At 34.8% G+C, this 14,333-nt stretch carries 11 protein-coding genes and 1 tRNA gene; 11 read left to right on the top strand and 1 reads right to left on the bottom strand.

Going from position 1 to position 14,333, the window contains the following annotated elements:
• Positions 1-69: 69 nt before the first annotated feature.
• Positions 70-708 (top strand): hypothetical protein, encoded by a 639-nt coding sequence (locus U5L76_04130; GenBank protein ID MDZ7798774.1) that lies wholly within the window; start codon positions 70-72, stop codon positions 706-708.
• Positions 709-744: 36 nt separating this feature from the next.
• Entirely contained in the window at positions 745-2,244 is a 1,500-nt protein-coding gene (locus U5L76_04125; GenBank protein MDZ7798773.1) for a sigma-70 family RNA polymerase sigma factor, read from the top strand.
• Between the two features lie 38 nt (positions 2,245-2,282).
• Here U5L76_04125 and uvrB read toward each other — a convergent pair whose 3' ends face one another.
• A complete protein-coding gene (gene uvrB, locus U5L76_04120) occupies positions 2,283-4,253 on the bottom strand; it encodes an excinuclease ABC subunit UvrB (GenBank protein MDZ7798772.1) in 1,971 nt (656 codons plus the stop codon).
• Positions 4,254-4,312: 59 nt separating this feature from the next.
• On the opposite strand from uvrB, the gene U5L76_04115 reads away from it, so the two are divergent.
• The 9 genes from U5L76_04115 (at position 4,313) to U5L76_04075 (ending at position 14,201) form a co-directional block, all read left to right on the top strand.
• Positions 4,313-5,881, top strand: coding sequence for a hypothetical protein (locus tag U5L76_04115; GenBank protein ID MDZ7798771.1), 1,569 nt, complete (start codon positions 4,313-4,315; stop codon positions 5,879-5,881).
• A 32-nt stretch (positions 5,882-5,913) separates the two neighbouring features.
• Entirely contained in the window at positions 5,914-8,304 is a 2,391-nt protein-coding gene (locus U5L76_04110; GenBank protein MDZ7798770.1) for a heparinase II/III family protein, read from the top strand.
• Positions 8,305-8,306: 2 nt separating this feature from the next.
• The gene (locus U5L76_04105; protein MDZ7798769.1) at positions 8,307-10,070 is read left to right on the top strand and encodes an FG-GAP-like repeat-containing protein; all 1,764 of its coding nucleotides are present in this window, start codon (positions 8,307-8,309) and stop codon (positions 10,068-10,070) included.
• Positions 10,071-10,093: 23 nt separating this feature from the next.
• A complete protein-coding gene (gene ruvA / locus U5L76_04100) occupies positions 10,094-10,678 on the top strand; it encodes a Holliday junction branch migration protein RuvA (protein ID MDZ7798768.1) in 585 nt (194 codons plus the stop codon).
• Position 10,679: 1 nt separating this feature from the next.
• Positions 10,680-11,690, top strand: coding sequence for a peptidoglycan bridge formation glycyltransferase FemA/FemB family protein (locus tag U5L76_04095; GenBank protein ID MDZ7798767.1), 1,011 nt, complete (start codon positions 10,680-10,682; stop codon positions 11,688-11,690).
• Between the two features lie 32 nt (positions 11,691-11,722).
• Complete coding sequence (locus tag U5L76_04090) at positions 11,723-12,439, top strand: sugar phosphate nucleotidyltransferase (protein MDZ7798766.1); 717 nt, start codon at positions 11,723-11,725, stop codon at positions 12,437-12,439.
• Between the two features lie 83 nt (positions 12,440-12,522).
• A tRNA-Arg gene (locus U5L76_04085) sits at positions 12,523-12,594 on the top strand.
• A gap of 359 nt (positions 12,595-12,953) precedes the next feature.
• Positions 12,954-13,520: an NYN domain-containing protein gene (locus U5L76_04080; protein MDZ7798765.1), complete on the top strand. Its 567-nt coding sequence runs from the start codon at positions 12,954-12,956 to the stop codon at positions 13,518-13,520.
• Positions 13,521-13,547: 27 nt separating this feature from the next.
• Positions 13,548-14,201 carry a hypothetical protein gene (locus U5L76_04075; protein MDZ7798764.1) on the top strand — a complete coding sequence of 218 codons (654 nt, stop codon included), beginning with the start codon at positions 13,548-13,550 and terminating at the stop codon, positions 14,199-14,201.
• Positions 14,202-14,333: the final 132 nt, after the last annotated feature.

Genomic DNA, 14,333 nt, shown 5'->3' with positions numbered 1-14,333 from the left:
ATTATTTATGGACAGGATCTAAATTAGCCGGAGTTTTAAAGTTTTTAAACTTAAAAAAGGAGGATAATAATGAATTCAACTTTATTTTCAGAAGTACTTTTCAGACGGCTGCAATTTTTACTCAAACACCCGGATGAAATCAATGAAAACTGGATAGAACATCTGCCGCCTGAATTTGATCTTATGTGTTTGGCTACTGACTTTAAAGAAAAAGAGCTTAAACCCCTTGAGCTAGAAAAGCTCTTAGACTTTGATATTCCAGAAGATAATATTGAAAAGATAACAAAAGCCAGGCACGCAGTAATCGCGGCTCTTAAGATTTATAGTAATGAGATTGAATGGGATGGAGAAGAGGAAAGCTCCCAGGAAGAAGAACCTGCGGAAGAAGAGGATCAAAAAGATTCTAAAGTAAAGAGCAGTTCTGAAAAGAAGTCTGCCAGCCTAGGTAAGGAAATGACCGGTAAGATGAAAGAGTACGCGGAAATGTACCGCCGTGCTTTTTCTGACAAAGAAGGTGAGAGCTTAAAGGAAGCTCTAGTTCGTTCATTTAACCAAGCAGAAGGCTTAGGAGACTGGAAAAGAAAAATGAAAAAGGCTCTGGAAAAATCTGCAAAGCCGGGCTTTCAAATAAACGATGCGGATTTTTATCAATATAAAAAACATAAAAGTATAAAAGCAATGATTTCAAAATCAGAGTCTGGGTTATAAAGTAGACTTGTTTAGAAGAAGGAGGTGAATTCATAAATGGCAGCACAGACAGAACTGGGCCGAAGGATTGAAAAAAAGACTGGCTTGGACATTGATCAGGCTTTGCGTCAAGCTCATCAGAATTACCAGGGAGATCTGGATAAAATATTTGCACAGCTTAAAGTTAACGGCTTAAAAAAATCTATTCTCAAAAAGGCTTATAAAAATCTTGGTCTTCAACTTTCTTCTCCCAGTTCTGTCAAAACTAAGAAAAAGACATTAGGGAGAAGAAAAAGAAAACATAATTCATTGGGCTTCTATCTTCATGAAATATCAAAAAGCCAGCTGCTTACATGGCAAGAAGAGATTGAAATATTTCGGAAGATAGAAAGGGGTTATCAAAAAACACATCAAGCTTTGTTTAGACTTGAGCCTATTTCATTAGAAATGCATAAAGTTATCAGAGTTTTGCAAGAAAAGAAATATAAGCCTATTAAGTTTTTTGAAATTCGTGGAGAACTTCATCACAATAATCCTTGGGCCGCCAATAGCAAAAAATGTATTCGTCTTCTGGAAGAAATCCTGCTGCTTAGAAGAAAATTATTTTATCTGAAAAAAAATCAGAGTAAAGTAGATTCCTGGCAAAAAGAGTATGATCAGAAGAAAAAGAGATACAGTGATCTTTGTCTTAAGTTTAGATTTCAGCCTAAATACTTGAAAAAATTGATTGAAAAAGCTAGGAATATAAAAAGTGATGACGAAGAGGAGTTAAATAGTCGCTTTTTAGGAGAAGTCAGACAACAATTAGAAAAAGGCTTAATAATTATAGAAAAAGCCAAGCATGAAATGACTGAAGCCAATGTGCGTTTAGTGGTGGCTGTGGCCAAGCGTTACACTTACCGAGGAATGGATTTTTTAGATCTTATTCAAGAAGGCAATGCCGGCTTAATACGAGCCGTGGAAAAATTTGATTATTGTAAAGGCTATAAGTTTTCTACTTATGCGGTCTGGTGGATTCGCCATGCTATTACCCACGCTTTAGCTGACCAATCTCGAACCATCAGAGTGCCGGTACATATGGTTGAGATTATTAATAAAGTAGTACGGGCTAGGCAAGAGTTATATCAGGAAATAAAACGGTCACCAAAGCCAGAAGATATAGCCAATAAATTAAATTTACCAGTAGCAAAAATAGAAAAGGCCTTAGAGTTTGCTAAAAATCCCCAATCTCTGGATAAAAAGGTCAGTGATGAGGAAGATTCTTTTTTTGGTAATTTTATTGAAGATAAAAAGGCTGTCTCACCGGCCGAGGTAGCCAGGCATTCACTGCTTAGTGACAAGGCCGAAAAAGTTTTGGCTACTCTCAGTCGCCGTGAGGAAAAAGTGATCCGTTTAAGATTTGGTCTGGGAGACGGCCAAGACAGAACCTTAGAAGAAGTAGGTAAAATCTTAGGGGTTACCCGTGAAAGAGTGCGGCAGATTGAAGAAAAAGCTTTAAAAAAATTAAGACATCCCAGTCGAGCTTGTTTTCTAGAAGGCATTCATCCTGATTATTAACTAAGGCTGCTAATTTTTAAAAAAATGGCAGCCTTTTTTTATTGGCTTTGTTTTCTGATACTTTTAATCTCATCGCGCAAAGCGGCCGCTTTTTCAAATTCAAGATTTTGAGCCGCTAGCTCCATCTGGTCTTTTAAGTCTTTAATTAGATGGTTAATTTCACCTTTGGGTATTTTTTTAATATCAGGATGCTCAATTTCAGTTTCAGCTATTTTAACTCCGGCCAAACGATCTTTTTGTATCGCTTTTTTGATAGAAGTCGGAGTAATTTTATATTTTTTATTGTATTTTTTTTGGTATTGGCGGCGGCGTTTAGTTTCATCAATCGCTTGCTTCATAGATTTAGTGATTTTGTCCGCGTACATAATAATATGGCCTTCCTGGTGCCGAGCGGCCCGGCCCATAGTTTGGATTAAAGCGGTGGAGGTTCTTAAGTAACCCTCTTTATCAGCGTCTAGTATGATGATTAATGAAACTTCTGGTAAATCTAGACCCTCGCGAAGAAGATTTATGCCTACTAATACTTCATAGGTGCCTATTCGTAAATCCCTGAGTATTTCCAGGCGTTTCAGGGTATCAATTTCTGAATGTAGGTAATGAACTTTGATATTAACTTCACTTAAATATTCAGCCAGTTCTTCAGCCATTCTTTTGGTTAAAGTAGTTACCAGAACTCTTTGTTTTTTCTTTATTCTTTCTTTAATTTGGTGAATAAGATCATCAATCTGGTTTTTGGTCGGCTTGACTTTAATAGTCGGGTCTAGCAAACCGGTTGGTCTAAGCAGTTGCTCAACCACTTGATCTGAAACCCTTTTTTCATAAGAAGAGGGAGTAGCCGAGACATAAACGGCTTGATTAACCCTTTTTTCGTATTCCTTAAACTTAAGCGGTCGGTTATCCAGAGCTGAAGGCAGGCGAAAACCATGCTTAATTAGAGTTTTTTTACGGGAACGGTCGCCTTTATACATAGCGCCAATTTGCGGAATAGTCATGTGTGATTCATCAATAAAAACCAGAAAGTTATTTGGATAATAATCAAAGAGAGTAAAAGCAGGATCTCCTGGCGAACGGCCGTCAAAATAACGGGAATAATTTTCAATACCCGAACAAAAGCCGGTGGTTTTTATCATTTCCAGGTCATAATTAGTTCTTTGTTCTAGTCTTTGGGCTTCCAAAAGTTTATTTTGTTTTTTCAAATTTTTTAATCTTTGGCGCAAATCTTTTCTAATTTGTTGGAAAATATGATCGAGATTTTCTTGAGTAGTTAAATAATGGCTGGCCGGGTAAATATCAATTTTTTTTAAGTCTTCCAGTCTTTCTCCGGTCAAAGGATCAAAACGGCTTATGTTTTCAATTTCATCACCAAAAAATTCTATTTTAAAACCTTCCTCCCGGGCCGAAGCGGGATAAATGTCAACCGTATCACCTTTAGCTCGAAAAACTCCCCGATGGAAATCAATATCATTTCTTTTATACTGAATACGGGTTAATTCTTTAAATAATTTAGTTCTTGATTTTTTTTCAGATTTTTTTATATTTACTTTTTGTTTTTGATAAGTACTTGGCGAGCCTAGCGAATAAATACAGGAAACTGAAGCCACAATAATAACATCTTTTCTAGTTAAAAGATCAGCCGTGGAAGCATGACGCAGGCGGTCTATTTCTTGATTAATTTGGGTTTCTTTAGCAATATAAGTATCTGAGCGGGGAATATAAACCTCTGGTTGGTAATAATCATAATAAGAGACAAAATAATTAACCGCGTTTTTAGGAAAAAACTGTTTAAATTCACTGGCTAGTTGAGCGGCCAAAGTTTTATTATGTGAAATAATTAAAGTTGGCCTTTGTACTTTTTCAATAATGTTAGCCATAGTAAAAGTTTTGCCAGAGCCGGTGACGCCAAGCAAGGTTTGGTTTTTTAAACTATTATTAAGACCCCTGGTAATTTTTTTTATAGCCTGCGGCTGATCGCCAGTTGGTTTAAATTTTGTTCGTAGTTTAAATTTCATAAAGCTGATGTATTATACAGGATTTATCAAATTGTTTACAGCTTGGTATAATAAAGATGATGATAAATAAATATTTAAAATACTTAACTTACGGATTTTTTACACTAATTTTAGTTTTATCGGGTATTTTTTATTTATCAAAAATAAGTTTCTGGGCAGATAAAACAAAAGAAGCGGTTGGACAAGAAACTAACTATCAAGTTCCCCTTTCATCAGTGAAAAGTTATGGCTATTATTTAATGCCCTATACTCGATTTGGGGAATATGGGGAAGGTAAATTTCCGGATTATTCGGCTGAAGATGTTAAAGATTTCTGGTTAAGTAAGCACGATCTTATTGTTACTGGCTATTCGCCACAGGATTATAAAGAACAAGAAGCAAACCGATTAATTCTTGGCGGTGATGCCAATACAGGGGCTGGTTTTTATGATTACTCTTCTAATACTTATTATTGGGAAGGTCAGTGGACTGATTTATATAATTGGATAGAAAATAATTTTGATAATTATAACGGCTGGGGTTTTAATTCAGTTGATGAAGCTTTTGAAGATTGTTGGTTGCATCTATCAGAGACTTCTGATCCAATTACTTTTACTTTTGGTGGCCGGGAAGATCGTTATGGCACCACGGAAATTACCATAACCCCTTATGATCCGGCTGATCCGACTCGCTCAAGAGTACCCGGAGCTTGGGATGCTTCTAGTTGGTATACTAATATTAAATCACCGGTTTATATTGATTTTTGGCAGGATTATTATACCGAGCAGCTAATAATAAAATATGAAGAAAATGTTGACGGCTATTTTCTAGATGTGTTGTCCTGGGATGGTTATGCTCATTTTTCTACTGAAGAAGAATTTCAAAATTTAAGAGAATTTTCTTCTAGAGAAGAGTATAATACTTATTTAGCTAATTTAACAGAAATTATTCAAAATAAATTACACGAGACTTATCTGGGTAAATATTTAGCTGCTAATACTTGGAGACATTTGGATAATAGTTATGAAGAACCAACCTTTACTTTTAAGGATAATGTTGATATTTATATCCGCGAAGGATCAATTCATTCAGGCATGAATATTAATTCATTTGAAAATGAACTCAAAGCTTGTTTAGATGCTTCAAACGAAGGACATATTGTTTTAAGGCAGCATAGATTAGAAGACGGAAATGCTTCAATTGCTGACATCTCAAGAATTGCTGGTTTAGCTACCTACTATCTTTCAAAAAATGAAAATACTTACTTTTTTTCTTATCCGGTAGTTAATAGTCTCGACATTGATCCTTATAATGCTTGGTATGATGCCATTGGCTACGATATTGGTCAGCCAGAGGGTGACTATTATGTTTTTGCTGAAGGAATAGATGGAAATAATTATAATTATAAAATATTTGCAAGAAATTTTACAAAAGCGATGGTTTTAATTAAACCGCCTCATGTTGGTTATAACCTTAGTGAAAATTCACGAACCACTCATTTATTACCCGGTACTTTCAAATCACTTGATGCCGATGCAAATTTGGGGCCGAAAATAACCGAAATTTCTTTGAGAAACTGGGAGGGAGCCATATTATTGGAAGTCGATACTATTGTTCCAGGGACTATTGATGATTTAAAAGCTACTTAAAGTAATTTTGATTTAGGTTTATAATAAAAATAATGAATAAACGAAACAAAAAAATAATTATATTAAGCTTATTTCTTGCTTTTTTGACTATTTCTGGATTAATAGTTAAGCCTGGGATCTTTTCAGTTAAGGCGCAGGAAGGTGCTTTTCATCCACGCTTACTTTTTACGGAAGAAGAAATTCTGTCTTTAAGAGAAAAGATTAGTGATAGTTTAGGCGATGATGACGCAGCTTATAATCGTCTGATTAACCGGGCGGATACCATAGTTGGTTATTCTTCGCCTAATTCCTGGATAGGTTTAGAATATGGCTTTATTAATATTCCGCTTCTGGGCACGGCTTATCAACTTTCTAGTCAATCTAATGCTAATAAATATGAATATCGGGATAAATGCAAACAAGCAGTTTTGTATCTAGCTAATAATTATGATAATAGTCAGGACCCCCATGCTTGTTCACAAAGAATTTTTGCCATGTCTTTAGGTTTTGATATGTGTTTTGATGGAGCTAGTCAGGAAGAAAAAAATATTATGGTTAACGAAATGCAAAGCCTTTTGACTTATATTAGTGATCGTGGTGATTGGCCGATTTGGGACTGGGAAGCTAAAAAGTATCGCCCTTATGTTAATAATGGCGGAGTGATGAGTGGTAGTGCTGTGGGCCTGGCTTCTATTGTTTTCCGAGGAGAGGGCATAGATGATACACTTTTAGATAAAGCACTTGCTTGGTCAGAGGCAGTAATTAATATTAATCTTAACAGTATTTTTGGCACGGATGGCGCTTTTAATGAAGGTGTTCTTTATGCCGGCTTTGCTATGAGATTTTTTGCTCCTTACGTAGAGGCTAGAAAAAAATATGATGGCTATGATTACAGCACTTTGCCACAGCTTAGTGAAATGTCAAATTGGTTAGCTTATAATATTCGTCCTAATTCTTGGTCACAAATAAATAATCTTAATGATGCCTTATGGACAACTTATCCTTTGTCTTTGTATAACGGAATTATGGACTGGCCGCAATATAGATATAACAGCAGTCTTGCCAAATGGCTTTGGGATAAGGAAGCTTCACAGGGACGGAATTTATGGTTGTCGTACATTGATAATGTAGCTACGGTTTTGTGGAGTCAAGACATCGAACCAGCGGATCCCAATCAAATATTGCCAAATTCAAAACTTTTTTCACATCGCGGTCTTTATTATTACCGTACTGGCTGGCCGAGAGTTAATCAAACCGAGACAAACGATTCAGTTTTTTCTCTCTATGCGGGTAAGTTTTACGGAGGCCATGCTCAAGAAGATCAAGGTAATTTTACTCTTTGGTCAAAAGGCGAAGATTTTGTGGTTGATTCCGGCTATGGGGCCGGCGATTGGCAAGACCACAATACTATAGCTATTGACGATGTTGGGCAAAATAATGCCGGCAGTTCGCTTGGAACAGATGGTAATATCGCCAATCATTTAATTAACCCTTTTAGTGATTATCTCCAAGCTGATCTCTCTCCAGCTTATAATGGACACAGCGAGTTTAATGCTGATGGCTATCCCTTCCCAGCTGAATGCCCTGACTGTAATCTAGGATATTCTGATTGGAGCGGTTGGCGTTGTGAACCCAATACAGTGGAAAAAGCCAATCGCTATGTTTTAGCGGTAAAAAAGTCAGAAGTCGGAGAATATTTTGTAGTATTCGATGATATTAAAAAAGATGCTAATAGTCATAAATACGATTGGTTATTACATTCCACTTTAAATAATACGATTGATACCAGCCAAAACCCAATTACTATTACTGGTAAATACAAGGGCAATAAACTGGATATTTATTTTGCCAATCCTGATTTTTCTAACCTTAGTTTATCGCAGGGTGTTTATGATACCGGCAATAAGGATGGTGATAATCAGCGGCTGGTAGTGACTAATAATACAGTTAATCCTCAATTTTTTACAATTATGTATCCTTATCTAGCTAATTCTGATTCACCCGATTTTACTAATCTGCCAGTAAATAATGGTTACGGCGTGAAATTAACCTGGGACAATAATATTGATGATTATTTGTTTTATACCAATAATAATATTTCCTATGATAATATAGTTAGTAATGGAAAATTTACTTTAGTGAGAAAAAATAATAATACTTTATCTAAATTTGGTCTTTATCAGGGTAATTCTTTATTGGTTAATGATATTGATTTAGTACAAACCAATGCTGAATCTATTAGTGTTGCCAGTGATGGCTCAACAGTAACGATTAGTGATGCTTTAGCTGAATCCATAATTTACGGTCCATATGTAACTTCAGTTTTGGATAATGAAAATAATTCTATTGATTTTGAACGGTATCAGAATAATATTTATATTAATACTGAAGTGCCAGCCGATGAAACTCCACCTGATAATATTAATGACTTAAACGCCACCTAAATATGAAACCAATTTATTTTGAAAAAGACAACCAAAAATCATTAAAACTATTGACCAAAATAAAAATCAATCTGGGTTTAGAGGTAAAGACTTATCAAAAAATATTTCAGGGCACTTGTTATTCAGTCGGAGTGATAGCAGTAATATCGTCAGTCATTTTTTATGTGGCTGGTTTTGTGGCTTTACCGGCCGATACCCAAAATTATATTGTCAGCCAGAGTTCGAACTCGGTTACTCTAAAATGGACAGCACCGGGTGATGACGGAGCTATTGGCCAGGCCACTACTTATGATATCCGTTACGCTCTCTCGTCAATTACTGAAGAAAATTGGGACCAAGCTACACCAATAAATAATTCACCTCAACCGTCAATAGCCGGCACTGGGGAGAATTTTACAGTGAGCGGGCTTTCAGCCAACACTCTTTATTATTTTGCTATAAAAACAGCTGATGAAAATAATAATTGGTCAGGAATTTCTAATGTGGCCAGTAAAAAAACTGCCAGTGCTGATCTTTGCCAGCCGGATTGGTCTTGTACGGACTGGTCAGAATGTAATGATGGATATAAGAGCCGAACTTGTATTGATAAAAATAATTGTACTACCAATGAAGATAAACCGGATGAAAGGATTGTCTGTAGTCTGCCTGATGAGGAAGAGGATATTGAGTGTATTGAAAACTGGTCCTGTACCGCTTGGTCAGCTTGTTTAGGCGGCACACAAACCCGTTCCTGTCTTGATCTAAATAATTGCGGTACCGAAAAAGATAAACCGGATGAAATAGTAGAATGCGGTATGGGGGGCGGTTTGGAAGAAACCAGTAATGAACATTATTTAGCGGTTACTCCTTCAGCTCATGGCGGACCCCATTTAAAATTATATGATCAAAACCTTAACCTTTATTCGCAATTTTTTACTTATGCCACGAGTTTTAGAAAAGGAGTAACCAGCGCTCTGGGGGATATTGACGGTGATGGTCAAATAGAAGTAATTACCGGTACCGGACCGGGTAGCGCTCCGCATGTCAGGATTTTTGACAACCGGGGAAATTTAGAATATCAGTTTTATGCTTATTCATCTGATTTTCGCGTTGGTTTGTCAGTGGCAACGGCCGATGTTAATGGCAACGGTATAAATGAAATTATTGTCGCCCCGCAGGAAGGCGGTGGACCGCATGTGCGTATAATTAGTTATAACCGGGAAGAAGACAAATTTGAAGTTTATAAACAATTTTTTGCCTATCCACAGAACTTCAGAATGGGCTTGAATATTACCGGGGCTGATTTAAATAACAACGGTTTAGCCGAAATTATAGTAGCGCCACGAACAGTGGGCGGGCCACATATTAGAATTTATGAATACAGTCCAATAAAAAGAAATTTCGTTATGAAAAAACAATTTTTTGCCTATGCTTTTGGTTTTCGCGGCGGTGTTAGTCTAGCTACCGGTGATATTGATAACGACGGTCTTAAGGAAATTATTACCGGAGCCGGACCTAGTGGCGGACCGCATATTAGAATTTTTGATCATCAGGGGCATTATAAAAATGATTTTTTTGCTGCTTCCACCCGTTTCCGTGGCGGGGTTGATGTTACCGCTATGGATTATGATTTGGATGGAGCCGACGAAATAATTACTGGTACTTGGTCTCAAGGAGTGCCTGGAGTTAAAGTTTTTGATTTTGAGAATAATGCCTTTACTGAAGAAGAATTTTTCTATGCTTATGACCCTTTGTATGGTCATGGTATTCGGGTGACGGGATACTAAATAAATGTTATAATAAGGTTAAGATGATTGCCTATTTAAGGGGAAAAGTTAAATATAAAAATGACCGCTATCTTATACTGGATGTAGCGGGAGTCGGTTATCAGGTTTATGTAACTAATGCGGCTTTAGAAAAAATAAAGAGTGAGGATGAACTTGAATTATACACTTTTACCTATATTCGGGAGGACGCTCATGATCTTTATGGTTTTTTAAATTATGATGAAAAAGAGTTTTTTGAACAATTGATTGGCATTTCTAAGGTTGGCCCCAAGGGTGCTTTGGGGATTCTTAATGTAGCCTCTTTGGATACGATTAAAAAGGCAATTATACATGGTGATCCTGATATTTTAACCAAAGTTTCCGGAGTGGGTAAAAAAACAGCTGAGCGAGTAGTTATGGAATTAAAAAATAAAATCGACGTGGCTGATATTGATCAATCTAAAGTTAAACCTTCAGAAATTGGCGACAACTCAGCTATTGACGCTCTGGTCGGTTTGGGTTACTCAGCTACTGAAGCTCGGGAAGCTTTAAGGGAGGTTGATAAGGAAATAGTTGATGTTGAAAAAAGAATTAAAGAAGCCTTAAAAATATTAGGACAGAATAAATAATATGCCCATTAAAGAGATTGATAACAAAGAGATTTGGGACGAGTTTGTGGCTTCCAGAAAAGGAAGCCAATTTTTGCAATCATTTTCCTGGGGAGAATTCAAAAAAAACTTGGGCCGAGTAGTCAAGCGTTTTATTTTTATTGAAGATAATAAAATAAAAATGGCTGCTTTAGTTATAAAAAAAGAATTATCTTTTGGTAATAATTATTTATATTGTCCCCGGGGACCAGTATTAGCCGAAGATTTGTTACCTGATGAAAAGACTGAAATAATCGATGAGTTTATAGAAAAAATAAAAGAGTGGGCTCAAAAAGATAATTCAGTTTTTTTAAAAATTGAACCACCGTTGATAAGAAATGAAGAAAATATAAATTTTGATAAATTAGGTTTATCGAGTGGAGAATCAGTCCAGCCGCCGGACACAGTTATATTAAATTTAGAAAAATCAGAAGAAGAAATCTTAAAACAAATGCACAGCAAAACTCGTTATAATATTCGTTTGGCTATTCGCAAAGGAGTTAGGGTTGAATTTTCCACTAATCAAAAAGATATTGAAAAATTTTATAAATTAGTCAAAGTAGTTAATCAAAGGGAAGGTATTAGTAGTTTTTCTTTGGAATATTACAAAAAAATGTTTGAGGTTTTTTTAAAAGATAATAATATTTTATTGGCTAAGGGGCTTTATAAGGGTGAGGTAATAGTGATGAACTTGATAATTTTTTATGGTGACACGGCCGTTTATAATCATGGGGCTTCTTCTAACAAATATAGAAATGTTATGGCCCCACACTTAGCTCATTGGGAAACTATTAAAAAAGCTAAAAAAAGAGGTCTAAAATTTTATGACCTACGTGGTATTGCTCCCTCAGATGATCCTAAACACAAGTGGGCTGGTTTAACTCGTTTTAAAAAAGGCTTTTCTAAGGACGTAGTTAATTATGTTGGCGGTTATGACTTAGTTTTTAAACCTTTTCTTTATCAGTTATATTCTTTAGGGAAAAAATTTAGATAGTTTATTTAATTATTTATTTAGCACAAAAAAATATGATTAAAAAAGTAGTTATCTCCGCCGCCGGACGCGGCACCCGCATGGGCAAATTAACCGATGACAAACCCAAGCATCTTTTAGAGATAGCCGGCCAGCCATTTTTATATTATTTACTCCATCGCTTGGAAGCAGCTGGTTTTTCGGAAATGATAATGGTAGTCGGTTATAAAAAAGAAGCCTTTAATGATTTTATTAAAAAATATCCTTTTAATCTAAAAATAGTAGATCAGCATGAAATGTGTGGTGATGATTATGGTACGGCTATACCGATTAAAGCGGTTAAAAATTTAATTGGTCAGGAAAATTTTGTATCAGTGGCCGGTGATAACCTCTATTCAGTACGCGATCTTAAAAAGTCTCAAAAAGAGGATAAACTGAATTATATCGGCGGGCTTAAAGTAAATGATGGCGGTCGTTTCGGACATTTAGAGGTGGACGGACGCGGATTTCTTCAAGATATAAAAGAAAAACCCGAGAATATTAGTCCGGGAGAAAGGATTATTAATTGTTCACTTTATAAATTTACCCCGGAAATTTTTGGGGCCATTGACCGGATTGGTTTGTCACCACGGGAAGAATATGAAATAACAGAAGCAATTACTTACTTAGCCGAAGAAAGAAAAGTAAAATTAATTGAGCTGGAAGATTTTTGGCTTGATTTTGGCCGGCCCGAGGATATTGAAAAACTGGCTAAGCATCTTAGGGAGAAGTAAATTGTTATTTGTTGTTTGTCTATGGTTTGATGATTAGTTTTTTGGTTTATTTTTTCAACAAGATATAACTTCTCTAAATTCTTGTCCCCATAGCTTAATGGATAAAGCATAGGTTTCCGGAACCTAGGATCGAGGTTCAATTCCTCGTGGGGATATGAATTTAACGGAGCTTGAGATAGAGGTTCTTCGCCAGAGGCGAATCCCCCGTAGGGAAAAAATCCTCTAAGGGGCATGAATTTGGTTAAGACAAGCTCAAGATAAAGGTTCTGCACCAGAGGCGAATTTCATGTAGTGGGTGCAATCTATTATTAGAGATTAGTTGTTATATTTGGTCAAAGCTAGTTATAATTGTAGAGTTATTTATTATTTTTTTTAGCAAATTTTTGTTAAAATAATCCACAATTTATCTCTTGACATCAAATTTAGATTATGTATAATGTAATTACTATGATCACTACCTCTGCCTTCGGGCAAGGGTAGTTTTTTATTGGAAAAAGTATTATAATTTGTATATATGACTAATAAAAATAATCAAGAAAGAGTATCAGTTTATATAGATGGTAATAATTTTTTTGGCTATCTTAAGGATAAAGAAATTGCCTTACCGAGAGGAATCAAATTTGACTTAAAAAAATTTGTTAATTTTATTGTAGAAAATAGAAAATTAATATCGAAAAGATATTATGTTGGCATTGCTAGAAATATTGATGGTTCAGATAAAAGTAGAAGAATTGTTAAAGGTCAGCAGAAATTTTTATCAAAGATACAAAATGACGGATTTATTGTTAAAAGAGGAAAAGTTATGTATGATGGAGGCAAAATTAGGGAAAAGGGTACGGATGTAAAAATCGCTGTTGATCTAATAATAGGTGCTATTGATAATTATTATGACACAGCTATCCTTATTAGTTCAGATACTGATCTTATTCCTGCTGTAAAGTATGTCAAATACAAAAAGAAAAAACTTGAATACATTGGCTTTTCCCACGCACCTTCATTGGGTATGCAAAAATACGCTGATTTATCAGTTTTATTACAGAAAAAAGATATTGATAAATTTAAAGAAAAAAAGCTTTTATAATTTAATGAATATAAATAATTAAAAACTATGATAGATTTAAACTTAGATCAAATTGAAAAAATAAAAAAAGAAATATTAGATAATTTTAAAATATGTGAAATACAACAAGATATTTTACAAGTAATGGAAGAAAAATATAATGTATTGAAAAATAATATTGATATTAAAAAAATAAATTATTGTATCCACAAATATATAGATTCGGAATTAGATTTTAAAACAGAAGGCATGAGAGGTATTGGCAGGGCTTCAACATTTGTTCCTCGATTAGGAGCATGTTATAGATCCCAATTTTACAAATTATCTCAAGAAGATATTGATAAAATATACATTTATATTCAAGATATTTTATTATTAGGTTATTTAAGTTATTCTTTTCTTATGGAAGAAGAGCCCAAATTTGACAATACAATGACCAAGGAAAAACTAAGTAAAGAGTGGATTACAGGCATTTATGCATCTGATCCATCTGAAATGAGAGATAAATTACAAAATACATTAGCTAATCTTGCCGAAAAAAGTATTACTAAGTTAAAAGATATTTTTAAAAAACATAATATAAAAAATGGTAAGTTGTTTTCAAAAGATAAACTTGATTTAATAATATGGTGGTATGTTCTAGCTGGCTTTTCTTTAAGATTGGTAGAATCGGGTCGACATAAAAAAATGTTTAATAATTAATTATGGTAATTCAATCAAAGAAAATTGAATATAATCATGACCCTGATAAGATATGTGATAAATGTGGTAAAAAAATTATAAATTGCTTAAGATAAGAAATTGTTAAATTTATACTAATATGCTATCATAAAA

This window comes from Patescibacteria group bacterium, from assembly GCA_034520665.1.
In the GTDB taxonomy this organism is placed as follows: Bacteria; Patescibacteriota; Patescibacteriia; order JAXHNJ01; family JAXHNJ01; genus JAXHNJ01.
The sequence above is the reverse complement of the archived record's forward strand: the minus strand, read 5'-3'. Positions and strand labels throughout refer to the sequence as shown.

Coding starts and splice junctions, on each gene's coding strand:
- U5L76_04095 (MDZ7798767.1), top strand. CDS start 10,680: ATGCCCATTAAAGAGATTGATAACAAAGAGATTTGGGACGAGTTTGTG.
- U5L76_04080 (MDZ7798765.1), top strand. CDS start 12,954: ATGACTAATAAAAATAATCAAGAAAGAGTATCAGTTTATATAGATGGT.
- uvrB (MDZ7798772.1), bottom strand. CDS start 4,253: ATGAAATTTAAACTACGAACAAAATTTAAACCAACTGGCGATCAGCCG.
- U5L76_04130 (MDZ7798774.1), top strand. CDS start 70: ATGAATTCAACTTTATTTTCAGAAGTACTTTTCAGACGGCTGCAATTT.
- U5L76_04105 (MDZ7798769.1), top strand. CDS start 8,307: ATGAAACCAATTTATTTTGAAAAAGACAACCAAAAATCATTAAAACTA.
- U5L76_04110 (MDZ7798770.1), top strand. CDS start 5,914: ATGAATAAACGAAACAAAAAAATAATTATATTAAGCTTATTTCTTGCT.
- U5L76_04115 (MDZ7798771.1), top strand. CDS start 4,313: ATGATAAATAAATATTTAAAATACTTAACTTACGGATTTTTTACACTA.
- U5L76_04125 (MDZ7798773.1), top strand. CDS start 745: ATGGCAGCACAGACAGAACTGGGCCGAAGGATTGAAAAAAAGACTGGC.
- U5L76_04075 (MDZ7798764.1), top strand. CDS start 13,548: ATGATAGATTTAAACTTAGATCAAATTGAAAAAATAAAAAAAGAAATA.
- ruvA (MDZ7798768.1), top strand. CDS start 10,094: ATGATTGCCTATTTAAGGGGAAAAGTTAAATATAAAAATGACCGCTAT.
- U5L76_04090 (MDZ7798766.1), top strand. CDS start 11,723: ATGATTAAAAAAGTAGTTATCTCCGCCGCCGGACGCGGCACCCGCATG.